This is a genomic window from Variovorax frigidus (assembly GCF_051216515.1).
Taxonomy (GTDB): Bacteria; Pseudomonadota; Gammaproteobacteria; order Burkholderiales; family Burkholderiaceae_C; genus Variovorax.
Genome location: NZ_JBPJZF010000005.1, coordinates 381911 through 405033 on the forward strand (window position 1 = coordinate 381911; position 23123 = coordinate 405033).

The window sequence follows — 23123 nt, forward strand, 5'->3', positions numbered from 1 at the left end:
GGCTTTTTTGCGTCTATAGATGTCGGCAGACCACGTCAGTTCGGCATCCACTTGCTCGGCGACACCACCGCACCGATGGCGTGAACGCTCTCCACCTCGGTCATGTCGAACGACATCCGAGTTCCCCCGTTCACGCTCATGACCTCCAGCGAACCAGACCGGCGGTTCAGGAGTTCCTTGACCATCTTCTTTCCATTGACCAGCCGGAGTAGCACGTACTCGCCGACGCATGGCACGCCGTTGGGCTCCACGAGGACGTACCAGCCGTCGCGGATTGCAGGGAACATGCTCTGGCCGCGGACGCGGATACAAAAAGCATTCGGGTCGTCAGTTGCGATTTCGATGTGACCGTCTCCGGCGCCGACCATGGCGCTCATTTCTTCGTAAAAGCCATCGTTCCCCATCTGAGCGGTTCCCACCACAGGAATCCTCTTCGCAACGCGCGGCTTGCCGGCGTAGTGCGCCTCGTCTCCATCCTCCAGCGTAGGGGGCGCGGCCGACTTCTTGACACCCTTTCCGTTCGCCAGCCACAGAGCGCTGAACCCGGATGCTCGCTCGATCCGGATTGCGGGCTCGAGCTTGATGCTTTGAGTTTGGCCATTCGCCCATTGCGACACAGCGGATGAGGAAACCTCTGCGATGTCCGCGAGTTGACCGATGGTCCAGCCTGTCGCTGCCATGAGTTCGGCGATACGTTCTTCGAGAGTAGTCATGTAAGTGTAATTACAACCCGTCTCGTTGTAAGCGCGCTTGCGTGCTTTATTTAAGCGGGCTAACATGCGGCTGATGAAGAAATCACGCGCACTTGAACTGCTTGGCGGGTCCGTCGGGACGGCTGCCGAAGCCATTGGCATCTCCTCTGCTGCCGTTTCGGTGTGGCCCGACGAGCTACCGAATCGCATCGTGGACCGAGTCATCGCAGGCCTGGTCCGGCTGAACATGCCAGTCCCAGACGATCTGCTCAAGGCGCGAGACAAGACCGCGGACGTCTGACCCATGTCCACCCTCATTGGCGTCGCCTTGCTGGTCGGCCTGCTCTGGGCGGCTGTCTCGGCCTATGCGGCGAAAGAGAACCTCATTGCTGCGTCGTTCGTCGCTGCTGCGGTCGCGGTGCTCTTCGAGCTTCTGCGCGGCCGGCACAACTGAAGCCAGCCACTCCAGGGCGATCTCATGCAACGACTTACAGCCGCCGGCATCGCCGCACAAATCGGTAGCGCAGGCCAGCTCCCCAGCGGCCTGCGCTCCGTCCTCCCTTTCTTCTTCTTTCCTTCCCATTACTGCATTGCACCGCGTTTGCCGCGCTGCAACAACGTCCACGAAACAAAGGACCGGACATGAACTCTCTCGATGCTCTTCGCAAGATGGTCGACCACTTCCCCGGCGGCCGTTCGGCCATCGCCGGCCGCCTTGGCAAGACCGATGAGGTCCTCCGCAAGGAACTTTCGGGCGCGCAATCGCACAAGCTCGGCCTGGTCGATGCGCAGGCAATCGTCGAGCTGTGCAACGAGGCCAAGAGCGAGCACTGCAACGCGCTGATCAACATGCTGGCCGGCTCGAGCGGCGGCTTCATCCAGCTGCCGGTGATCGATATGGACCGGGTGCCCAACCTGCACCGCAGCATGGCGGACGTCATCCGCGAGATGTCGGACGTTGCGACCTCCACGATCGAAGGTGATGCCGACGACGTGATCTCTGACAACGACCTCAAGCGCTCGCTCAAGGAAGTTGAGGACGCGCGCACGGCCCTGCAAGTGCATGAAATGCACTTGCGTAGCAAGCACGCAGCCGGAAAGGCAATGCACCAGAGGGTCGCGTGAGCATCAAGATCATGACCATGGTGTTCGAACGCTACCCGGTGGGTGGCAGCGAGCGCCTGCTCGCGTTGGCAATCGCCGACCATGCGCACGACGACGGGACGCACATTTACCCCGCTCTCGATACCCTCGCGAGCAAGACGATGCAGAGCCGCAGCACTGTGCAGCGGCAGATTGCAAAGATGATCTCGATAGGTTGGCTGGAGCGTGTCGGCTCGAAAACCGGCCGCGGCTACGTGAACGAATACTGCATTTCTGCCGCCTGGATTCGCGGTGAGCTTTTGCCTCCCCAGCTGGCCCCGACCGTTGTTACAGACGTGGATTGCACTTATCCACAAGCAGGTCAGATTGACACCCTTCTTGGAGCGCAAAAGGGTGTCATCTGCGACAAGAAGGGTGTCACCCAGGACAGGAAGGGTGTCATAGCTATGACACCCGAATCTTCAGAACCATCAAGAACCAATTCCCCCCTACCCCCCGATGGGGGGGCGGCCGGGTTTGAGCGAATCGCCTCGGCCTACCCGAACAAGGCGAACCGCGGCAAGGCGGAGCGCCGATGGTTGCGCTTGGGGCCGGACGAGGCCCTGCAGCAGCGCATGCTCATCGCAATCGACGCGCAAAGCCGCACGCCGAAGTGGCGGAAGGACAGCGGGCAGTTCGTGCCTGAGCTGGCCACCTGGCTGCGCAACTCGTGTTGGCGAGACGACATGGGTGCTCACATCGCTGCGAATTGGTGGACCACGACGGACGGCGTCAAGGCCATGGGGGAGACGCTCGGCATGGTGTTCTCGCTCGCTGCATTGGGCAACGCCTATACCGATGACCAGCACACCGCGCACTGGCGGAAGTACCGATGCGCCGTGCTTCTCGCGGCTGGCAATGGACCTTGGTCTGAAAGGCGTGCCGCATGACGCGGGCCGAAGCCCTGCTCAAGCTGCTCGCTCATGGCGATCTGCGGCTTCCTGAGCTGTTCGACATCTGCGGCTGGCCCTTCGACGAATTGAAGTCCGAGCTGGAATCGCTGGTCGCATCGAGGCAGATCAGCTGGATCAACACCGCGGGCTTCCGCTTTTATCGGTGCCGAGCGACCAGCGCTCCCGCCGTTCAACAATTTCACGCCCGAGGAATCACATGCTGAGCATCGACGTGCGCAACAACTTCCCCGAGGTGAAGCGCCTGCTCGGCGAGCAGCAGCGACAGATTCCTTTCGCTCTGGCGTTGGCCTTGACGCGCACCGCGCAGGACGTGAAGAAGGCAGAGGAGGCCGAGATGCGCTCGGTCTTCCACATGCCCACGCCTTACACCTTGCGCTCGCTCTACGTGAAGACCGCCACAAAGCAGACGCTCACGGCGCACGTGTGGGTCAAGGACAGCGAGCGCCCGACGCACTACCTGCTACCCCAGATTAATGGCGGCAATCGTCCGCTCAAGCGCTTCGAGCAACTCCTCGTTCAGCGTGGCGTGCTGCTGCCCAGCGAGCGCACCGTGCCAGGTGACGGAGCGAAGCTCGATAGCTACGGCAACATGGGGAAGGGCCAGATCGTGAAGATCCTCAGCCAACTCCAGGCGTTCAACGTGGCTGGCTCCACGGCCAATGCATCGTCGAGCAGGAGGAGCAAGGCGAAGCGCGCGCGCGAAACGTTCTTCGTCAGCACGGGCACGGGCAAGCATCCGTTCGGCGGCCACTCGTGGAAGAAGGGGCGCAAGGCCCAGCATCTGCCGCGCGGGATCTGGGTGCGATATTCGTTCGGTGCATGGGGCACCGCGATCAAGCCGGTGCTGTTGTTCGTTTCGCGTGGAACATATCGCGCGCGGTTCCACTTCAACGACGTTGCAGAGGCCACGGTGACTCGAGTCTTCCCGGGGCATTTGCAGGAGTCGGTGATCCGGGCGCTCGCTACGGCCAAGCCGGCTCGAGGGGCGTCATGACGAGTAGAAAAGTTATGGACGCTAACCCTCTGTCCTGCCCACTTTTTTTCGTTCGTGAGATGTCGAGGTCGGGTCGCCTCGAGGTGGCGATTCGGGGCCGCCTCGGGCAGTGCACACCCTTGGTGCATCCCCACCCCCCCTTTCGCGGGTCCCTCCGCCGAGGGTCGAGTACGGGTAATTCGAAGCGCGTTCGCGGCCTGTTCACAGAACTCACTAAGGGGGTTAAGTGAAGATGGTCGTTGACTTGGATGATCAGGTTTCACAAGCGCGCTTCGCCGAGATGGTTGGCGTCAGCGAGGCGAGCATCAGCCAACGCGTCTCGGAGGGCGTGCTGACGCGCGGCGACACCGCGGGCGAGTGGCTGGTGGCGTACTGCGAGCGACTGCGCGACCAGGCCGCTGGACGTGCCGGCGCCGAGGTCGGCGGCCTAGACCTGGTGCAGGAGCGCGCGGCGCTTGCGCGCGAGCAGCGCGAAGGGCAGGCCATCAAGAACGCCGTGGCCCGCCGCGAGTTCGCGCCCGTCGGGCTGCTGGCGGATGTGCTCGGCCAGGCCGCGAGCGCGGTGGTCGACCGCTTTGACCAGCTCGAGGGCACGCTGCGCAAGGCCGTTCCTGACCTGCCCGACGAAGCGAAGACTGCCGTGCTCATGGTGATCGCCAACGCACGCAACGAATGGATTCGCGCCACCGAGCGCCTGGTCGTCGAGCAGATCGATGCGATGGCCGAACCTGAGGCGAACGCCGACAGCACGCCCGACAGCGCTCTGGACCTGGAGGGCGCACCGTTTTGACCACCATGCCTCCCGTGTTGCATCCGGAGACTGCAGCCGCCATCAAGGTCGCGCTGCGCATGGGCCTCGATAGCTTGCGTGCCGATCCGCCGCGGCGTCTCGGCGACTGGGCTGCGGACGAGTTCAAGCTCGCGGGTGAGAGCAGTCACCAGAAGGGCGCCTGGCTGGCCTGGGCCTTTCAGGTGGGCATCCTCGACTTCATGTCCGACGACCGCATCGAGGAGCTCGATGTGATGAAGGCTAAGCGCGTCGGCTACACCAAGATGGTCACGGCCTTCGTCTGCTACAACATCGCGCACCGCCGCCGCAAGCAGGCGCTGTGGCAGCCCACGGACGACGACCGCGACAGCTACGTCAAGAGCGAGATCGATCCGCTGCTTGATCCGCTCACTGGCGTGCCCGCAGTAAATCGCGCGCGCCGACAGGGCCGCGGCACGGGTGACGAGACGATCCGCTACAAGCCGTTCCGCGACAGCGCGCTGCATCTGCTCGGCGGCAAGGCTGCGCGCGCATACCGGCGCATCACCGTGGCCGTGGCCATCCTCGATGAGTGGTCTGCTTTCGACCAACAGGTCGAGAAGTCCGGCGACCCCGGCGGCCTGGCCAAGGGCCGACTCGAAGGCGCCCCGTACCCCAAGTTCGTCGGCGGCAGCACGCCACGGCTCAAGGGCTTGTGCCACGTGGAACGTGCCTGCGGCGAGGCGCAGGGCATGGTCCGCTTCCACATAGATTGCCCGCACTGCGGCGCCGATCACCCGCTTACGTGGGGCGGCAAGCATCTGCCCCACGGCTTCAAGTGGGAGCGCGGACAGCCAGAGACTGTCCGCCACGTTTGCCCGCATTGCCGCGAGCCGATGACCCAGGCGGACTACTTGCGCGGCGGCGCGCCGATGACAGGCGCATGGGTGTGCAGCCGAACCGATCGTCGCTACGGTGCGGATCGGATCTGGCGCGATGCCAAGGGGATGCCATGCAATCCGCCGCGCACGCTCGGCCTGCACGTGTGGACGGCATACAGCCCGCAGCGCAGCTGGACCAGCATCGTCGAGGAGTTCGAGAGCGCGTTGCGCGCGCTGGAGAAGGGCGACGTGGGCCCGATGCAGCTCTTCGTCAACGAGACGCTCGGCGAGACCTGGGAGCTGGCCGGCGAGCGCACCGACGAGCATGCGCTGCAACTGCGCGCAGAGCCGTACCGCATCGGCACGGTGCCGGCCGGCGGCCTAGTGCTGACCGCCGGCATCGACGTGCAACGCGACCGATGGGAGATTGCGGTCTGGGCATGGGGCCGTGGCCTAGAGTCCTGGGTGGTCGACGTAGCCGTGCTCGACGGCAACCCCGCATCCGATGACGACTGGCAGCAGGTCACTGACTACCTGCAGCGTCGATACCTGCAGACGGGCGGCGGTGGCCGGTCGCTCGGGCTCTCAGCGATAAGCATCGACTCCTCCGACCAGACCCAGGCCGTCTACAACTGGGTATCGAAGGCGCAGCACACGCTGCCGCAGCTGCGCGCGATCAAGGGCGACGGCAACGAGAACGTCAACATCCTCGGCGCGAGCAGCCTGCAGGAGATCAATTACCGCGGTCGCAAAGTAGTGCGCGGCATCAAGCTCTGGCGCGTCGGCGTCGATGCGGCAAAGGATCTGTTGCTGGGGCAGCTCGCCCTGACCAAGCCCGGCCCCGGCTATCTGCACTTCAGCGACGAGCTGAAGAAAGAGTTTTACGAGCAGCTGACCGCCGAGCAGCGTGTGCTCGCGAAAGTGAACGGTCGAGAGGCCTACCGATGGGTGAAGCGCCGGCCGCGCAACGAGCAGCTCGACAACCGCAACTATGCGCTGCACGCCGCCTATGGGCTGGGCCTGCACAAGTACACCGACGAGCGCTGGTCACGCCTTGAAGCGGCCGTGCAGCCGCCGACAGACGACCTGTTCGCCGCGGCGCCCATCTTGGTTCCGCTGGCGCAGCACGACGCCGCCGCGCCGAACCCGGCACCACCACCTTCCAGCACGCCGCGGGCCGCCGCCGCGCCGCGCTCCTTTGCTTCCGATGAATGGAGTAACCGCCTGTGATCGAACTACCTTTTTGCGTTGCCTCAAGCCAGCCCGACGATGCCGCCGCGCAGCTCGAGCAGGACATCATCACCATCGTGCGCGAGGAGACCGGCATGCATCTGGGCATTGCCACCATGTTCTCCGAAGCCCTCGTGCGCGGGCTGCGCCGCCGGCTGGGCGGTCAGGAACTCTACATTCCGGCGCCCGACCGCACCGAGCGTGACACGGCCATCCGGCGCGACTACAACGGTCGGAACATGGATGAGCTGATGCGCACGCACCAGATCGGCCGCACGAGGTTCTACGAGATCATCGGCGCGCGGCCCGATCGGGAACGCCGTGGCACCGTCCCGCAGGCGAAAAATCCGCCTTCGCCCCTAAAAAGCGGACAGCCCAACGGATACGGTGAGGCACCATGAGTACCGCCACCGAAATGCTCGCCAGCTATCTGGCCGCCGAAGCCGCCGTGCTTTCGGGAAAGACCATCCAGTTCGCCGGTCGCACCCTGACCAACGAGAACCTCAGCGAGATCCGTAAGGGCCGCATCGAGTGGGAGCGGCGCGTGTCCGGCGAGACGGGCCGAGGGCCGACGATCGGCGGCCTGTCGTTCTCCGTCGCTCGATTCGACGGCCGAGGATGCGACCGATGAGCGCCGCGATGAACCTCATCGACCGCATCGTCGCCTGGCGCGATCCCGTTGTGGGTCTTCGTCGCGCCCAGGCGCGTGTTGCGCTCGCGCACTATGAGGGCGCCAAGCCCAGCCGGCAGCGGCAACGTCGCATGGACAACAGCAGTCCCAACACCCTGGCCGGCAACAGCGCCGCGGCGTTGCGAGCGCACGCGCGGTATCTCGAGCGGAATCATGACCTTTCGCGCGGTGCGCTGCGCGTGCTGGTCAACAACGTGGTGGGGCCGAGCGGTATCGGCATCGAGCCGCAGCCGCGTCGCGCCGACGGCTCCATCCACGCCGAGTACGCGCGGGACCTGCGCGAAGCGTTTCGCGATTGGCAGCGGCGGCCGGAGGTCACGGGCAAATACCGATGGGCGCTCGCGCAGCGCCTCATGGCCTACACCTGGCTGCGCGACGGTGAAGCCTTCGCGCAGCAACTGTCCGGTCCGGTGCCGTTCCTCAAGCACGGCACGCGCGTGCCGTTCTCGCTCGAGCTGTTCGAGCCCGACTTCGTGCCGCTGGACTACGACGACATGAGCCGGGGCATCCGGCAAGGCATCCAGTCGAACGCGTGGGGCCAGGCCACGGCGTACATGGTCTTTAAGGGCGATCCGCGGGACGGGCTGTTCTTCGCCGGGCAAGATGGTCTGAAGTCCATTCCTGCGGAGCGCATGCTGCACGTTGCGACGCTCGACCGCCTGCATCAGCAGCGCGGCGTGTCGGAGTTCGCCAGCGTGCTCACGCGTGTCGAGGATCTCAAGGACTACGAGGAGAGCGAGCGCATCGCGGCGAAGGTCGCGGCCTCGCTGACGGCCTTCGTCAAACGCACGGACCCGGAAGTTGGCTACAACTCCGCCAACCTGCCGAAGGACGCCGAAGGCAACCCGCTGCCGCGCGATCTGCACATGCAGCCCGGAATGATCATCGACTCGCTCACCGTTGGCGAAGAGATCGGGATGATCGACAGCAACCGGCCCAACCCCAACCTGGTGACTTGGCGATCCGGACAGCTGCGCGCTTTCGCCGCGGGAATCGGTGCCAGCTACTCGAGCGTGAGCCGCGACTACGAGGGCAGCTACAGCGCGCAGCGGCAGGAGCTGGTGGAGCAGTGGGTGCACTACGCTGTGCTGGCCGATGAGTTCGTGGGCATGTTCGTTCAGCCGACGTGGGAGTCGTTCGTGCAGGCGGCGAGCCTGAGCGGTGTCGTGCGCACGCCCGCCGATGTACGGCCGGGCTCGGAGGACGATGCACTGTTCATCGGCCAAAGCATGCCCTGGATCGACCCCGTGAAAGAGGCGAATGCCTGGGAGAAGCTGGTGCAGGCCGGCTTCGCGAGCGAGGTGGAGGTCATCCGCAAGCGCGGCGGCAACCCGCGCGATGTCGTCGAGCAGATCAGCCAGTTCCGCGATGAGGTGGCGGGCAAGGGGCTGATCTTCACCAGCAATGCGGCCAACACACCGGGCGTGCCGTCCGCGGTCGTCGAAGCGCCGGAGCCGGCGGTCGAGTAGAAGGCGCCGACGCGCTGCCGTTGTCTCCAAATAATCCGGTTTCTTCCCTAAAAACCGGACGCCGCTTTTTCGACACTGAGTGCTCTCAACAGAGGTCACTCAGCCCATGTCAAAAGCGCAAAACACCTGGTACGCAATCCGCCGCCGCACAGCGGTCGCGGCGGCCGTCATCGGCGTCGCAGCAGCTGCAGAGATATTCATCTACGGCGACATCGGCGAGAGCTGGTGGGAAGAGACCGTATCAGCTGCCAGCTTCGTGCGCGACCTGCAGGAGCTGGATGTCGAAGCGATCACGGTGCGCATCAACAGCATCGGCGGCTCGGTGCCGGACGGTCTGGCCATCTACAACGCCATCCGCCGCCACAAGGCCACGATCACCACCGAGGTGGATGGCATGGCCTTCTCGATCGCCAGCCTGATCGCGATGGCCGGCGACAAGGTGCACATGGCGAACAACGCCATGCTGATGATCCATGCGCCCTGGACCTACGCCGCCGGCAATAGCGCAGAGCTGCGCGAGCAGGCCGACCAGCTCGACACCTGGGCCGCGGCCATGTCGACCAGCTACGCCGCGCGCACGGGCGATCAGCCCGGCATGTTGGCCTTGCTGACCGACGGCAAGGATCACTATTACACCGCCGACGAGGCGCTTGCCGCCAAGCTGATCGACACCGTGACCGACCCCATGCCGGTGTCTGCCAGCGCCGCGCGTGACCTTCCTCTCAATCGATATCGCTCGCTGCCTGCGTCTCTTGCGCAAGCGGCGGGAATTCCCGCGGCAGCCGCCGCACCTTCTCCGGAGCCTTTCATGCCCCAAACCATTCCGCAGGCGGCCACCCCGAACCCCGCCAATCCCGCCGCCCTGGTGGTGCCTGATGCCGCCGCAGTGCTGGCTGCCGACAAGCAGCGCCGCGACGGCATCCGTGCCAGCTTCGCGCGCTTCGCCGCGCAGACCGGCGTCGCCGATCTGCAGCGCACCTGCGAAGACGATCACAACGTCACCGTCGAAGCGGCCGGCACGCGCCTGTTGGCGCACCTGGCAACGGGCGTGACTCCGGTGGCCGGCGGCCACGTCAACACCGTCGAAGACGAAACCGACAAGCAGCGCGCCGCGGCTTCGCAGGCCGTGATGGCCCGCGCTGGTCTCGACAAGCCTGAAGGTGCGAACCCGTATCGCGGCTACACGCTGTCGGAGCTGGCCCGCGCCAGCCTGGCCCGCGCCGGCATGCGCACCGAAGGAATGGACAAGATGTCGTTCATCGGTGCCGCATTCACGCACAGCACGAGCGACTTCCCCGGCCTTCTGGCCAACGTCGCGAACAAGGCCATGCTGAAGGGCTACCTGGAAGCCGAGGAAACGTTTCAACTCTGGACCCGCGCCGGCACGCTGCCCGACTTCAAGACCGGCAAGCGCGTCGACCTCAACGCCTTCCCGAGCCTGCGTCGGGTTGTCGAGGGTGCCGAGTACAAGTACGCCAGCATCGGAGAACGTGCCGAGAGCGTCGTGCTTGCTACCTACGGCGAGCTCTTCAGCATCACGCGCCAGGCTGTCATCAACGATGACCTCGATGCCTTCACGCGCATCCCTCGCCTGATGGGTCGCGCGGCCATCCGCACCGTGGGCGACCTGGTGTACGCCATCCTGACGGCGAACCCCGTCATGAGCGACGGCGTGGCGCTGTTCCATGCGACGCACGGCAACCTGCTGACCGGCTCGGTCATCAACACGGCCAGCGTCGACGCGATGCAAGCGGCCATGGCGGTGCAGAAGCAGGGGTCGGCGACGCTGAACATCGGCATGCAGTACCTCATCGTGCCGCGCGCTTTGAAGGGCCTGGCCAACGTGGTTCGCGCCAGCGAGTACGACGTCGGCACCAGCAAGGCGAACACGATCCCGAACTCAGTGCGCGACACCTTCGAGGTGATCTCCGATGCGCGTCTCGATGCGGCGTCCAGCACGGCCTGGTTCGGTGCTGCCAATCCCAACAGCGCCGACACGATCGAGGTGAACTACCTCGACGGCAACGACCAGCCTTACCTCGAGCAGAAGACCGGCTGGACGGTCGATGGCACCGAGTTCAAGGTGCGCATCGACGCAGGCGTCGCGCCGCTCGACTACCGCACCCTGGCCAAGAACTCGGGCGCCTGAGCGACTGGCTGACCCAAGGCCCGGCGGGTCGCCGCCGGGCCGCAGCGAACTCCATTCCCAACTTTCGAGGACAGCATCATGAAGAACTTCATTCAGCGGGGCGACGTGCTCACCCTGACCCCGGCCGCCGATGTGCTCTCCGGCGTCGGTTACCTGTTCGGCGTGGGCCTCTTCGGCGTCGCTGTGGCTGACACCCTCAGCGGCACGCCCGGCGCCTTCATCACCGAGGGCGTGGTCAACATGCCGAAGACCAGCGCGCTCGCGATCGCAGTCGGCGACCACGTCTACTGGGACGCAACGAACAAGGTGGTCAACAAGACGGCCACGGCGCAGCAGTGCATCGGCATCGCAGTCGAGGCGGCCGCCAACCCTTCGGCCAACGTCGCGGTGAAACTCGGCGCCTACGTCGCCGTCGCTGCCTGATCTGCCGCCTCGCGCCGCCATGCTTGCAGCCTTCGCAATCCTCGAACTCCGCGCAAACGCTGTGGTGATCGAAAATCTCTCGAATCGAGAGGTGACGGTCCCTGCGTTGGATCTGACGTTCGTGGGAATGTTCGAGGATGCGGGCGTCGACGCGCTGGACGGCATGGTTGAAACCACCCAGCCGCGCCTGACCGTCTCGCTAGCCGATGCAGCGGAGCTTCCGCGGCAGACGGTCATTGTGCTGCGCAACCCGGCGACCCTCGCAACGGCGTCTTACCAGGTTGTGGGATCGGATCCCGATGGCGCGGGCTTCATGGTTTATCAGCTGCGTTCGGTGACCTGACATGGCGCACGTTCAACAGCAGATCCTCGATGGCGTACAGACCGCGCTCATTGCCGCGGCGACCGCTGCCGGCGCCCGCGTGTACCTCGATCGCGTCGACACGCTTGAGGAGGGTGACCTGCCTGCGCTGCTGGTTCAGGAATCTCCGGAAGGCGAGTCCATCGACCCGAAGACCGTGAGTGGCCTGGAGCAGCGGACGTTCTCTGTGTTGGTGGCGGCTGTGGTCGCACACGGCACCGACTACGCCAAGGAGGCGCGAGCGCTGGGTTTGCAGGTCGAGCAGGTGCTCGGCGTCTCGTCCTTCGCTGTCCCTAAGCCCGGGCGAGCTCGTATCGTCGCGTCGCGCATCACGCTGAGCGGCGAGGGCAATCAGGCCATGGCTGCGAAAGAGCAGACGTGGCGGTTCACTTATTTCACCCGGCGCGGTGCGCCGGATACCGCATCTTGAACGGAGTCCACCATGTCTGAAGTCCAACTCTGGTCCGACGTGAATGTCGATGTGCAGACAGCACTCGCCGCGCCGAAGACCATCACCGCCATCTCGAAGGCGACCACCGCAGTGGCCAGCGCCACGGGCCACGGCTACACCGAGGGCGACATCGTCCTGCTGAAAGTCTCCGGCATGGTCGACATCGACTATGCCGTTGTGCGCGTCGGCACGGTGACCACCGACACATTCCAGCTCGAGGGCATCGACTCGCTGGACTTCCCCGACTTCGTCTCCGGCACCGCGGAAGAGGTCACCTTCGGTGCCAGCGCTGCCACGTTCACCGAGGTGAATGCGACGGGCGGCGAGGCCGACCAGGTGCTGATTCAGACCATCCACACGAAACGCGGCTACAACAAGCCGGGCAACGAGACGCCGCTGAACTTCTCGTTCGGTTCCCTCTGGGTCCCTTCGGACCCCGCGCTGGTCGAGCTCAAGAAAGCGTCGCGGACGCGCACCGTGCGCGCAATCCGCTTTGTGTTCGCCGACGGGACGCTGGGCCTGTTCTCGGGCTACCCCTCGGCCAGCCTGGTGCCCACGGGATCCGCGGGCGCGCCGGTGACCACGCCGGTCACGATCAATGCGCGCGGCTGGTTCCAAGACTACGAGGCCGCGTAACTCATGGCACTCGAGCGAAGCCAGATCAAGCTGCCGGTGCTGCCGAAGAAGGTCATCGACTTTCCTCTGCTGGGTGGCGAGGTGATCGTCCGCGGCCTGTTGTTGTCCGAGCAGTTGGCCAACACGTCCCGCCAGGTGTCGGAGCGCGAGCCTCGGCCCGGAGAGACGGAGGGCGAGGCCTCTGCGCGTGCCAACGGGGTCATGGCGCTGCGCCTGCTGTCGCAGGTAGTAGTCGACGCGGAGGGCAAACCGCTTCTCACTCTTGAAGAGTGGGAGGCGCTCAGCGCTTCCAGCCCTGGCGAGCTTTTCGAGTTCGCCCGCGCCGCCGCTGACTTCGCAGTCGGCGGGCAGGACGTCGCAAAAAACTGATCGCCCAGCCCGAGCGCCGATTTGCCTTCGTTCTCGCGCTCGCGCTGGGCTGCACCGTCGAAGAGCTGGGCGCGCGTCTATCTGTTCAGGAGTTTGCGGAATGGCAAGTGATCTTCTCGGCCGAGCAGCTGCATCCGGCAGTCGCACGCATCCGGCATGCCCAGGTGCTGGCCGCGACGTACCAGGGCCAGAGCACGAAGCGGAGCGGCAAGGGCTGGGATGCCAGCGACTTCCTCGCGGCGGATCCATGGATGGTCCGGAAGGTCGCGCCCGTTGTTCAGGGGGCGCAAGCGCGGCGTATGGCTGCGCTCTCGGGCCGCGGGCGCAAGCGATGATCGAGGATTGAGATGGCGACAAACAAAGCCGAGATCGTTCTCTCAGCCGTCGATCGGACGAAGGCGACCTTCGCCTCCATCGGACAGTCATTCGATGGCTTGCAGAGCCGAGTAGGGAAGTTCGCCGGCATCGCCGGAAAACTCACAGGCATCGGTATCGCGGTAAGTGGCGCCTTCGCCGCACTGGAAAACATCAAGGCCATTCAGGTTCTCGACCAACTGGATGACCTGGCCGAGAAAACCGGTATCAGCGTGGAGAAGCTCAGCGAGCTGCGCTTTGCCGGCGAGGCGGTAGGCACGCCCATCGCGGCTCTGGCGACCGGCATCTCGAAGCTCGGCAAGACCATGGCAGAGGCTGCGGGTGGCGGCAAGGAAGCCGTCTCGGTCTTCAAGACCCTGGGTGTCGAGTTCGCCAATGCCGACGGCACGCTGCGCAGTAGCGACGAGGTGCTGCGCGACGTGGCCGATCGCTTCTCCACCTATGAGGATGGAGCCGCCAAGGCTGCACTCGCGCAGAAGATCTTCGGCAAGAGTGGCGAGGACATGATTCCGCTGCTGAACCAGGGCGCCCTTGGAATCACCAAACTGCGCACCGAGGCCGAGCAGCTGGGAGCCATCTACGACAGCAAGACCGCGAAGGCTGCGGCCGACTTCAACGACAACTTGACGAAGATCAAGCTGTCGTCGGAGGCAGCCGCGGTGTCGATCGCCGGGCCGCTGGTTGCGTCGCTCGCGTCGCTGAGCTCCAAGTTCCTCGAGGCGAAGAAGAATGGAGGGCTGTGGTCCGCCGCAATGGCGACGCTCGGTGCTGGCGTCGACAACTATTGGGCCGGGGTTCGCGACATCTATGGCATGGACCCCAAACCAGGGACTGCTCCAAAGTTCGCGGACCCCCGCTTGCTGGGTGACGTGGGCTCGATCGCAGACCAGACGTCGGCGTGGAAGAAGCAGGCGCCAGTGGTGCCAACTGCTGCCGGCGCGAAGGGCCCCACGGACGACCCTACGAAGAAGTTACTCGATAACCGGCTGAAGGAGCTGCAGCGCGCCTCCGATGCGGAGCGTGAGCTGCTGGCTTCGCGCAACGAGTTCCTCAACCTTTACAACGAACAGGGGCTGCTGTCGATCGCTGACTACTTCGGCCAGCGGCAGACCATCCTCGACGAGGCGACAAAGAAGCAGATCGCGTCGTACGACCAGCAGATCAAGGCGCTCGAGGAATACCAGGCGAAAGCGCCGAAGGCCACCGATCGCGCCGAGACCGAGGGCAAGATTGCCGACTTGGTCGAGAAGCGGTCCAAGCTCGAGCGCGAGGCCGGTACGCAGGCCATCAAGTCCGGCATCGAGCGCCAAAAGGTCGTGAAGGAATATCGCGACGATCTGGATGAGGTGAATGCGAAGTTGCTGGAGATGCAGGGCCGGTTGGGCGAGGCCGCGGCCATTCGCTTCGACAGGCAGTTCGACGGCCTGCTGAAGCTCTTCAGCGCCAACAACAACGCGCAGGCCGTCGAGATGGTCCGCAACCTGAAGCAGATCCAGGTCGCGCAGGCAGAGATTGGCAAGCTCCAACAAGGCTTCACCCTCGTGCAGGGTGACCTGCAGATGGCCGAGGAGCGCATCACGATCGCGCGCGAGCGCGGCACGATTGGCGAGATCGCGAGCCTTCGTGCCAGTGGCGAAGCACGCCAGCGTGCGCTCGGCCAGCTGCGTGAGCAACTCGCTCTCTTCGAGCAGATCGATGCCGCGGCGCGTACGCCCGAACAGCAGCAGTCCGTTGAGCGGATGAAGTTGCAGGTCGAGCAGCTAGAGGCCCAGCTGGATCCGCTCGCAGACCGCTTCAACACGATGATTTCCGACTCGGCCGGCAGCGCGCTGGCTGACGTGTTCTCGGGAGCCAAGTCGCCGAAGGACGCGGCCAAGCAATTCTTTGCCTCGGTTACGAACGGCATCGGTGGGATGGTGGCCAAGGACCTCTCGGCGAGCTTCTTCAAGAGCGTACTCGGTGGGGAGGGCGGGGGCATCGGCGGCATGCTCTCCAAACTGTTCGGCGGTGGCAGCGCTGGCGGCCTCGGGGGCCTGTTGGGCGGCAAGGGCGCTGTGCTGGGCTCCAGCCCTGTGAACGCGATGTACGTGCGCTCCGCTGATCCCCTCACGGGTGGGACTGGTGGGGCTGGGTCCTTGGGGGGCTTCCTCAGCAACTCGGACTGGCTCGGCGGCGTTGCAAGTGGCATGCAGGGCGACGGCCTGGAGAACCTCTTGGGCCTGACGGGCGCCTTCGGGACGATGCCGAGCTTTGCAGTCGGCACGCCATTCGTGCCTGAAGACATGATCGCGAAGATTCACAGGGGCGAGCGCATTGTCACGGCCGAAGAGAACCGGCGCACCGGTGGCGGTGGCTTCACGCAGAACGTGCAGTTCGCGGTGGAGGGAAGGATCGATCGGAGCACCGAAACCCAGCTCGCGCAGAAGACGCGGCGGGCGACGGTGTCGGCGGCGGCGAGGTTCTGATGGCCTATCTCGACACCTACCTCGACATCGACCCTGCCTATGGGTGGCAGGGTGGGCCATCGTTCCAGACGCGCATCGTCTCGATGAAGAACGGCCGAGAGCGTCGCAATGCCGAGCGTTCCGAGGCCCGCCACTCCTTCGGCATCAGCTTCGAGCACATCGAGCGTGAGGAGTATCGCAAGGTCAAGCAGCACCACCTCGTGTGCCGTGGCCGACTGCACTGCTTCCCGTTCCGCGATGCGCTGGACTTCGAGGCGGCCGGCGAGATATTCGGTCAAGGCGACGGAGCCACGACAGTGTTCCAGCTGTGCAAGATCTCGGTGCTCGACGGCGTCAGCTATGTGCGGAACTGCTACGTGATCCCGAAGGCGGTGATTACCGAAAACGGGTCGCCCGTCACGCCGACCATCGACCCGCGACGCGGCCTCGTTACTTTCTCGGCCGCGCCGGCTGCCGGCGTCATCCTGCGGTGGTCTGGGCAGTTCGACATCTGGGTGCGCTTCGACCAAGACGATCTGCCGTTCTCGATCCCGGCTTTCGAGATGGCAACGGGTGCGATCGACCTGATCGAAGTGCCGCCGCCGGGAGAGGGTGAATGAGGTCGATTTCCCCTGAGCTTCAAGCTCACTTCGACAGTGGCGCAACGACGGTGACTGACCTGATCCGTTTCGATCCCGTGGTGCCTGGGTATCCCTCCTTTGGTGCCACGTTGCTTGATCGGGACGTTGTCTATGACGACGGGAACGGAGCGATCGTCTACCGCGCTGCGATCGGTATGGCCTTGTCGAACATTTCGGCGTCTGCGGGCATGGACGTGGATAACGCCGAGAGCGAGCACTTGCTCCCTGAGTTCGACCTCGACATCACTGAGGCGGCCATCGCCGCAGGGGCTTTCGACTTCGCGTGGTTCACCGTGATGCGCGTGAACTACGAAGACCTGTCCATGGGCCACGTCGTGTTGCCTGCGGGGCATGGCCAGCTGGGCCAGGTGAAGACCGTCGACGGGCTGACATGGGTGCCGGAGCTCAACGGCTTGGTGAAGCTGCTCAAGCAGTCGATCGTCGAGAAGGACTCGCTGACGTGCCGGGCGATCTTCGGCAGCCAGCCGTTGGGCTCTGGCGCGCCGGTGGAGCAGCGATTTCCGTGCGGCAAGGACACCACCGGCCTGTGGGTCGAAGTCATCGTCACCTCGGTGGACCTCGAGACGAACCGCACGTTCACCGCCAGCGCGCTCGGTGCGGCCGCCGGTGCCTACGTGCCCGGCATGCTGCGGTGGCTCACCGGAGCCAACACCGGCCGCAGCCACGAGGTGGAAGAGCAGGCCGCTGACGGCACGATCAACCTCGCGTTCGAAACGATGTTTCCGATCGAGGTCGGAGACACCTTCGAGATCCGACCCGACTGCACGAAGCAGGTCAACGGCCCGAACGGCTGCAAGGTGCACTTCGCCACCGAGTGGGTGCTGCACTTCCGAGGCGAGCCGCTGATTCCTGTGGCCGACGCTGACCAGATCAACATGCCGGGCGCCTCCATGAACCTCAATACTTCCGGCACCGGCGGCCAGTACGAAGGCGGTGGCGAATGAGCGCGCTTGTCACGTCCGCGCGCAAGTACCTGGGCGCGCCATTCCAGCACCGCGGCCGCACGGCGAAGGGCCTGGACTGTGCCGGCCTGGCCTGGCTCGCCTACGCTGACCTGGGCTACACCCCGCCCGACCTTCGCCGCTACGGCCGCACCCCGCATCGCGACGGCCTCATGCAGGCCATGAGCGACGCGCTGGGCGAACCGGCGTGGGAAGGCCGCGCCGTGCCGCGCGAGCTGCTGCAGGTCGGCGACGTCGTCGTGATGCGCTTCGTTGAGGAGCCGCACCACGTCGCGATCGTCTGCGACTCGGCCTCGCATGGCCTGGGCCTGATCCACTGCTACGGCAACATCGGCCGCGTGGTCGAGCATGGCCTCGACGCGATGTGGCAGGACCGCATCCTTGCCGTCTTTCGGAGGCCCGTCTAAATGGCAAAGACCATCCTCCCGATCGCCGGCGCGGTCGTCGGTGCGTTCTTCGGAATGCCGCAGCTCGGCTATGCGATCGGCTCGCTGGTAGCCGCAGCGATCCCCGGCGAGGCCCAAGGCCCGCGCATCGGTGAGACCGGCGCCCAGACATCGCAGGAGGGCTCGCCGCGCGCCATCATCTACGGCACGGCCATGTGCTCGGGCAACGTCATCGCCAGCGGCCCGCTGATCAAGCGTGAAGTCGAGGAGAACCAGGGTGGGAAGGGCGGCACCGATGTGTCCACAGAGCACGCCTACCGCTCCTATGCAGTGCGGGTGTCAGAGCCCATCGCCGGGTTCCTGCGCATTTGGGAAGACGACAAGCTGGTCTATGACATGCGGTACGGCTCGACGATGCTGGCCGAGTCGGCGAAGTGGGCGGCGAACAAGGTGTTCTACCTCGGCGACGAAGCGCAACTGCCCGACCCCACGTTGCAGATGATCTTCGGTGTCGGCGAGGTGCCGGCGCATCGGGGCTCGGCCTATGTCGTCTTCATCGAGGAGGACCTGACAGACCGCCGCGGTTCCATCCCCCAGTACCGATTCGAGGTCGCGACTTCCGTTGAGGACGTGACCGTCGACCTCACCAAGATCGATTCGCTAGAACGGTCCGGTTCTACTGGCTATGGGACTTCCACGAATTACTTCCTAGACCCGTTGCCGCTGGAGACGCCCGGCAACGTGTGGCTCTGCGTTTGGACGATGGTGCCCATCTTCGCGACAAACGTCAGCCTCCAGGTGAAGATCGCGGGGCTGGTCGTCTGGTCGAGACTTCTCTCGTTGAACGCTGGCGTGCCGATGGCGTTCAAGGTGCAGATCAACGCACCCGCCGACGGGAGGTCGATGACTGCCGGCGTCGAAGGCACCATCGTTGGCGCGCTGGGCGTGTTCATCGGGGGGCTGACGGGCGACGAGGACTTCTTCCCCGACCACGTGCCAGGGCAAGACCCGCCGAACTCCTACGAGCCCGAGGACCCGTACTTCGGCTTGATCCGTGACCAGGAGGGCGTGCTCTTCAGCGCTGGGCCCATCGCGCAATACGTCTGGGGCCCTGACTCCGTCGTGGCCGGCGTGATCGGATCGCCGATGGTGTTGAGTGACATCGTCGCCGACATTCACGCGCGTTGCGATTTCCCCGAGGACAAGGTCGACGTCTCCGAACTGGGCAATTTGGTGGCCGGCTTGGTGCTCGCTGGTGAGTACAGCGGCGCCGACGCGATCAACACGCTGCGCAGCCTATACCTGTTTGACCGCGCTGACTTCGACAAGAAGATCCACTACCCGAAGCGCGGCGGCGCGGTGGTGGCCACGCTGACCTACGACGACCTAGTCGAGGAACCCGAAACCTCGCGCCGCGAACAGGCGATCGAGTACCCGAAGAAGCTGCACCTGGGCTACCAGAACGCGGTGGGCGGCTACGCCGTCGCCAAGGCCACCAGCAGCCGCAGCAGCCCCGATGTGCGCGTCGTTGGCGAGACGACGGTGCAGGTGCCAGTGGTCCTCACGCCGGACCAGGCCGCGCAGGCCGCAGCGATCCTGCACAAGGTGGCATACGCGGAAGCCGAGGGCGAGGTGAAGCTCTCGGTTCCTGACAGCTTCCTGCGCTTCGTGCCCAGCAATTGCATCGGCCTGGCGTTGCGCGGCCGTGTGAGCCGCCTGCGCATCGAGCAGATGGACGTCGCCGCCGGCATCATCGAGTTCACGCTGCGTCACGACCGGCAGAGCGCCTACACATCGAACGTGACCGGCGTGCCGATCCCAGCGCCCACGCCTCCGCCGCCGACCATCGTGGGCGACTCTGTGCTGGCCGTGATCGACATCTCGGCGCGCATCGACAGCGAGGATGACCTGCACTACCTGGTCGCGGCCACTGGCGGCATGCCGGCCTGGGCCGGCGCGACGGTGCAGCGCAGCCTCGATGGCGGCGCGAGCTACGTGAATGCGGCGGACGTCGGCCGCGGCGTCATCATGGGCTCCCTGGTCAACGACCTAGCCAGCGCTTCGGAACTCTTCACCGACACGACTAACGTGATCCGCGTGCGTCTGTTCCGCGACACCCTGCGGATCGAAGACATCACGGAGACGCAGTTCCTCAGCGAGGGCGGGGCGTTCGTGATCATGCGTCCCGACGGCTCGAGCGAGGTGCTGCAGTACCGCGACGCAGTCGAAGTTTCGACGGGCGTGTTCGACTTGAGCCACCTGCACCGCGGCCAGCTCAACTCGGGCGCGTCTGCGCACCTCGCCGGCGCAGTGCTGGTGGGGCTGGGCCGGGCGGTCCACGTCAATGCGCAGTCGGCATGGATCGGCGCCGAGCTGACGCACCGCGCTGTGAGCAATGGCGAGTCCCCAGAGCTTGCCGACGAGCAAACTGCGATCTACACCGGAAAGTCGCAGCGCGAGTGGCCCGTGGCCTACCTATCGACCACTTTTGACGGCACAACGCTGGCAGCCAGTTGGACGCCGCGGCATCGCCTGGGCAGCGAGGATGCACCCGTGGCCTCGATCAATTTCCAGGGCTACCGAGTGACGATCACCAACCTGCTGCAGACGATCGCCTTCGACACGACGTCGCAGAATTTCAGCGTCGACGCCTCGGCCATGGCGCTTCCGTTCTCGTTGTCAGTGGCGGCCCTGAACCGCATCACCGGGCCGGGTGAGGCGACCGTCGAGATCATCGGTGGCGTGCTGCCGCCTTCGGTTTATCGCCCGAGCGGGCTTGAGGTGTCGTCGACGGCTGACGTCGCCCACCAGATCGGCGACACCATCGTGATCATGGGAAGGGCGGGGGCATCCGCTTCGATCGCGTTCTATGACTCGGCGACGTTCGTGCAGGACGGGGCGCACGGCGTTGCTGCATCTGAGCCTGTCGCCGCAGTCAGCGAAGGAGATCTGACCTTCTGCGTTTTCGCCATGGCATCCGGAGACGCGAAGATCTTGCGGTTCGACCGGCTGGCCGGCTTCCTTCCCACGCACACCGTCGACCTGACCGAACCCATCACCGACATCTGCGTCGGAGGAGGGTTTCTGTGGGCTTCCGATCCGTTCAACGGCTGGACTCTGAAATACGACATTGCCGATCTCTCGCTGCTGAGCTACGTGCCCGCGCCATCTCAGCATGTGGTCAGCGATGGGGCGACGGTCTATGCCGGTGGTGTTTCAGCGGATATCACTCGGATCGACATTGCGTCGATGACGCTAGACACCTTCCCACTCGTGGGATCGTCTGGCGTCACCGGACTCTGTTTGGCGGGCGGCAAGCTGATCGTCCACGAAGGCGAAGTCAATGCCTACAACCCAAGCACCGGCACGCGACTGTTGAAGTTGTCTGACGGCGCGGATCAGGTGTCGGCCGCAGGCGGTGCAGTAGTGGTGTTCGGCGGCCTATCTCAGCCGGGCGTGGTCTACGAGGCGGCCACCCTCACGCCGGTTGCATCGGTTGAAGACCCAATCCGAGAAACCATGAACGTCCTTGCACTCACCGATCAGCGCGTCCTCGTGGCCGTTAACCCGACCGTGAGCGATCCCGTGCCGCGCGCGCAAATCTGGATTCCTTGAAAGAGACCCCATGAGCACTCCCTTCACTCCGCCCGCGTTCTGGCTCTCAGGCACGAACCAGAACGCCATACCGGCGAATGACAACGCCCTGCGGTTCTGGATCTCTCAGGCCGACGTCGACGACACCACCACCGCACAGCCGGCCAGTCCCGCTGAAGGCCAGTGCCACATCATCCAGGCCACGCACACAGGCGCGCAGTGGTCGGCTTTCACGCCGAACGATCTGGCCATCTTCAGCGGCGGCACCTGGTACGCCTTCGCGCCTGTCGAAGGCAACAAGGTCACCATCGGTGGGGCGATCTACGTTTTCAACGCCGGTGCGTGGGTGGCCGCGGGAGGTGGTGGCGGGTCGGTGGATTCGGTGAACGGCCGCACCGGCGCTGTAGTCTTGCCGACCTGCATCCCGATCGCCTGCAGCGACGAGACTACGGCGCTTACGGCCGGCGTCGGCAAGGTGACCTTCCGCATGCCGTTTGCCATGACCGGCGTGACAGTGCGGGCATCGCTCACCACATCCCAGGCATCGGGCTCGATCCTCACGGTCGACGTGAACGAAGGCGGCACGTCGATCCTGTCGACCAAACTGACCATCGACAACACCGAGAAGACCAGCACGACGGCCGCGACGCCGCCAGTAGTGAGCGATGCCGCGCTGGCCAGCGATGCCGAGATCACGATCGACATCGACCAGATCGGCGACGGCACCGCGAAGGGGCTGAAGGTCTACCTGATCGGGACCGTCTGATGTTGCTCAACCCCTATCGATTCGGGAGCGCGCCGCCACCACCCGGGGGCTACTTTGGCGAGGTGATGGCCGACTCGCCGATCATCTACTGGCGTCTGGACGAGACAAGCGGCACAGTCATGGGAGACGTGTCCGGCAACGGCAACAGCGGGGTATATCGGGCAACCGACGTTGCATCGGAGTCTGTAGCAGGGCTGCTCACGGACGACAGCAATAAGGCGGTTGCCATCCCCTCGGGCCTACCAGGCTACGCACACGGCATGAAACGGGACGTGTGCCCGTTCAACACGGACACGTCGTGGACGTTCACGGGGCTGGTCAAGCCGGCGACCGAAGGGACGGTGCTCCAGATCGGTGATCCTTTCGGTGGTTCTTTCATGCCCGAGCTGGGGGTGGTCGATGGTGACGGCCCGGGTCAGTTCAAGTTCCGCGTTCTCCGCTCCGGCGTGGCTCTCCTGTTCATCACCGGAAACTATAACTACGGTGACCCACACCATTTTGGGCTGCGCGCGATCGCGGGAGGTGGCATCTCGCTGCTGGTCGACGGCATCGGCGTCGGCACTTCCGCAGCAGCGTTCAGCAGCTCAAACACCGGCGAGATCCGTATCGCCTCGGCACTCCACGCGGGGTCCTACCAGACGCAGTTGGCCGGCACGTTCGACGAGCTGGCCTTCTTCACCGCTGCCCTCTCGGATGCGCGCATTGCCGCGCAGGCGGCAGCAGTTTGACCGGCCCGCACACCACCCCTCTGCAACCCGCTTTGGCGGGTTTTTATTGGTGAGC

26 protein-coding genes are annotated in these 23123 nt (G+C 65.0%); 25 read left to right on the forward strand and 1 reads right to left on the reverse strand.

Annotation, left to right across the window (positions count from 1 at the left end; translation table 11 throughout):
* Window positions 1-35: 35 nt before the first annotated feature.
* Entirely contained in the window at window positions 36-713 is a 678-nt protein-coding gene (locus tag ACSFBC_RS17140; RefSeq protein WP_435511540.1) for a LexA family transcriptional regulator, read from the reverse strand.
* A 73-nt stretch (window positions 714-786) separates the two neighbouring features.
* Here ACSFBC_RS17140 and ACSFBC_RS17145 point away from each other — a divergent pair, with 73 nt between their 5' ends.
* From ACSFBC_RS17145 to ACSFBC_RS17265, 25 genes are all read left to right on the forward strand, one after another.
* Window positions 787-993: a helix-turn-helix domain-containing protein gene (locus ACSFBC_RS17145; protein WP_435511541.1), complete on the forward strand. Its 207-nt coding sequence runs from the start codon at window positions 787-789 to the stop codon at window positions 991-993.
* Between the two features lie 3 nt (window positions 994-996).
* Window positions 997-1146: a hypothetical protein gene (locus ACSFBC_RS17150; RefSeq protein WP_435511542.1), complete on the forward strand. Its 150-nt coding sequence runs from the start codon at window positions 997-999 to the stop codon at window positions 1144-1146.
* Window positions 1147-1334: 188 nt separating this feature from the next.
* Window positions 1335-1817, forward strand: coding sequence for a phage regulatory CII family protein (locus ACSFBC_RS17155; RefSeq protein ID WP_435511543.1), 483 nt, complete (start codon window positions 1335-1337; stop codon window positions 1815-1817).
* On the forward strand, window positions 1814-2725 hold the full coding sequence (locus ACSFBC_RS17160; protein ID WP_435511544.1) for a helix-turn-helix domain-containing protein: 912 nt from the start codon (window positions 1814-1816) through the stop codon (window positions 2723-2725). Before ACSFBC_RS17155 ends, ACSFBC_RS17160 begins: the two co-directional genes overlap by 4 nt.
* Entirely contained in the window at window positions 2722-2952 is a 231-nt protein-coding gene (locus ACSFBC_RS17165; protein WP_435511545.1) for a hypothetical protein, read from the forward strand. Before ACSFBC_RS17160 ends, ACSFBC_RS17165 begins: the two co-directional genes overlap by 4 nt.
* Window positions 2946-3743 carry a hypothetical protein gene (locus ACSFBC_RS17170; RefSeq protein WP_435511546.1) on the forward strand — a complete coding sequence of 266 codons (798 nt, stop codon included), beginning with the start codon at window positions 2946-2948 and terminating at the stop codon, window positions 3741-3743. Before ACSFBC_RS17165 ends, ACSFBC_RS17170 begins: the two co-directional genes overlap by 7 nt.
* 280 nt (window positions 3744-4023) lie before the next feature.
* A complete protein-coding gene (locus ACSFBC_RS17175) occupies window positions 4024-4533 on the forward strand; it encodes a hypothetical protein (RefSeq protein ID WP_435511547.1) in 510 nt (169 codons plus the stop codon).
* 5 nt (window positions 4534-4538) lie between these two features.
* Complete coding sequence (locus ACSFBC_RS17180) at window positions 4539-6602, forward strand: phage terminase large subunit family protein (protein ID WP_435511748.1); 2064 nt, start codon at window positions 4539-4541, stop codon at window positions 6600-6602.
* Complete coding sequence (locus ACSFBC_RS17185; protein WP_435511548.1) at window positions 6599-7003, forward strand: Mor transcription activator family protein; 405 nt, start codon at window positions 6599-6601, stop codon at window positions 7001-7003. Before ACSFBC_RS17180 ends, ACSFBC_RS17185 begins: the two co-directional genes overlap by 4 nt.
* Complete coding sequence (locus ACSFBC_RS17190; RefSeq protein WP_435511549.1) at window positions 7000-7233, forward strand: hypothetical protein; 234 nt, start codon at window positions 7000-7002, stop codon at window positions 7231-7233. The genes ACSFBC_RS17185 and ACSFBC_RS17190 overlap by 4 nt, the downstream gene beginning before the upstream one ends.
* A gap of 8 nt (window positions 7234-7241) precedes the next feature.
* Window positions 7242-8762, forward strand: coding sequence for a phage portal protein (locus ACSFBC_RS17195; RefSeq protein WP_435511550.1), 1521 nt, complete (start codon window positions 7242-7244; stop codon window positions 8760-8762).
* Between the two features lie 106 nt (window positions 8763-8868).
* Window positions 8869-10911, forward strand: coding sequence for a ClpP-like prohead protease/major capsid protein fusion protein (locus ACSFBC_RS17200; RefSeq protein ID WP_435511551.1), 2043 nt, complete (start codon window positions 8869-8871; stop codon window positions 10909-10911).
* 78 nt (window positions 10912-10989) lie between these two features.
* Complete coding sequence (locus ACSFBC_RS17205) at window positions 10990-11334, forward strand: DUF2190 family protein (RefSeq protein ID WP_435511552.1); 345 nt, start codon at window positions 10990-10992, stop codon at window positions 11332-11334.
* Window positions 11335-11353: 19 nt separating this feature from the next.
* Entirely contained in the window at window positions 11354-11677 is a 324-nt protein-coding gene (locus ACSFBC_RS17210; RefSeq protein WP_435511553.1) for a head-tail joining protein, read from the forward strand.
* Window position 11678: 1 nt separating this feature from the next.
* A complete protein-coding gene (locus tag ACSFBC_RS17215) occupies window positions 11679-12125 on the forward strand; it encodes a hypothetical protein (protein WP_435511554.1) in 447 nt (148 codons plus the stop codon).
* Between the two features lie 12 nt (window positions 12126-12137).
* Window positions 12138-12782, forward strand: coding sequence for a phage tail tube protein (locus tag ACSFBC_RS17220; RefSeq protein WP_435511555.1), 645 nt, complete (start codon window positions 12138-12140; stop codon window positions 12780-12782).
* Between the two features lie 3 nt (window positions 12783-12785).
* The gene (locus ACSFBC_RS17225) at window positions 12786-13151 is read left to right on the forward strand and encodes a hypothetical protein (RefSeq protein WP_435511556.1); all 366 of its coding nucleotides are present in this window, start codon (window positions 12786-12788) and stop codon (window positions 13149-13151) included.
* Between the two features lie 65 nt (window positions 13152-13216).
* A complete protein-coding gene (locus ACSFBC_RS17230) occupies window positions 13217-13486 on the forward strand; it encodes a phage tail assembly protein T (RefSeq protein ID WP_435511749.1) in 270 nt (89 codons plus the stop codon).
* A 12-nt stretch (window positions 13487-13498) separates the two neighbouring features.
* Window positions 13499-15991 (forward strand): coiled-coil domain-containing protein, encoded by a 2493-nt coding sequence (locus tag ACSFBC_RS17235; protein WP_435511557.1) that lies wholly within the window; start codon window positions 13499-13501, stop codon window positions 15989-15991.
* Window positions 15991-16590, forward strand: a complete 600-nt coding sequence (locus ACSFBC_RS17240) for a DUF2460 domain-containing protein (RefSeq protein WP_435511558.1) — start codon at window positions 15991-15993, stop codon at window positions 16588-16590. The genes ACSFBC_RS17235 and ACSFBC_RS17240 overlap by 1 nt, the downstream gene beginning before the upstream one ends.
* On the forward strand, window positions 16587-17576 hold the full coding sequence (locus tag ACSFBC_RS17245) for a DUF2163 domain-containing protein (protein WP_435511559.1): 990 nt from the start codon (window positions 16587-16589) through the stop codon (window positions 17574-17576). Before ACSFBC_RS17240 ends, ACSFBC_RS17245 begins: the two co-directional genes overlap by 4 nt.
* The gene (locus ACSFBC_RS17250; RefSeq protein ID WP_435511560.1) at window positions 17573-18001 is read left to right on the forward strand and encodes a C40 family peptidase; all 429 of its coding nucleotides are present in this window, start codon (window positions 17573-17575) and stop codon (window positions 17999-18001) included. The genes ACSFBC_RS17245 and ACSFBC_RS17250 overlap by 4 nt, the downstream gene beginning before the upstream one ends.
* Window positions 18002-21595, forward strand: a complete 3594-nt coding sequence (locus tag ACSFBC_RS17255; protein ID WP_435511561.1) for a phage tail protein — start codon at window positions 18002-18004, stop codon at window positions 21593-21595.
* 10 nt (window positions 21596-21605) lie between these two features.
* Window positions 21606-22340 (forward strand): DUF2793 domain-containing protein, encoded by a 735-nt coding sequence (locus tag ACSFBC_RS17260; RefSeq protein ID WP_435511562.1) that lies wholly within the window; start codon window positions 21606-21608, stop codon window positions 22338-22340.
* Window positions 22340-23068: a hypothetical protein gene (locus tag ACSFBC_RS17265; RefSeq protein WP_435511563.1), complete on the forward strand. Its 729-nt coding sequence runs from the start codon at window positions 22340-22342 to the stop codon at window positions 23066-23068. The genes ACSFBC_RS17260 and ACSFBC_RS17265 overlap by 1 nt, the downstream gene beginning before the upstream one ends.
* Window positions 23069-23123: the final 55 nt, after the last annotated feature.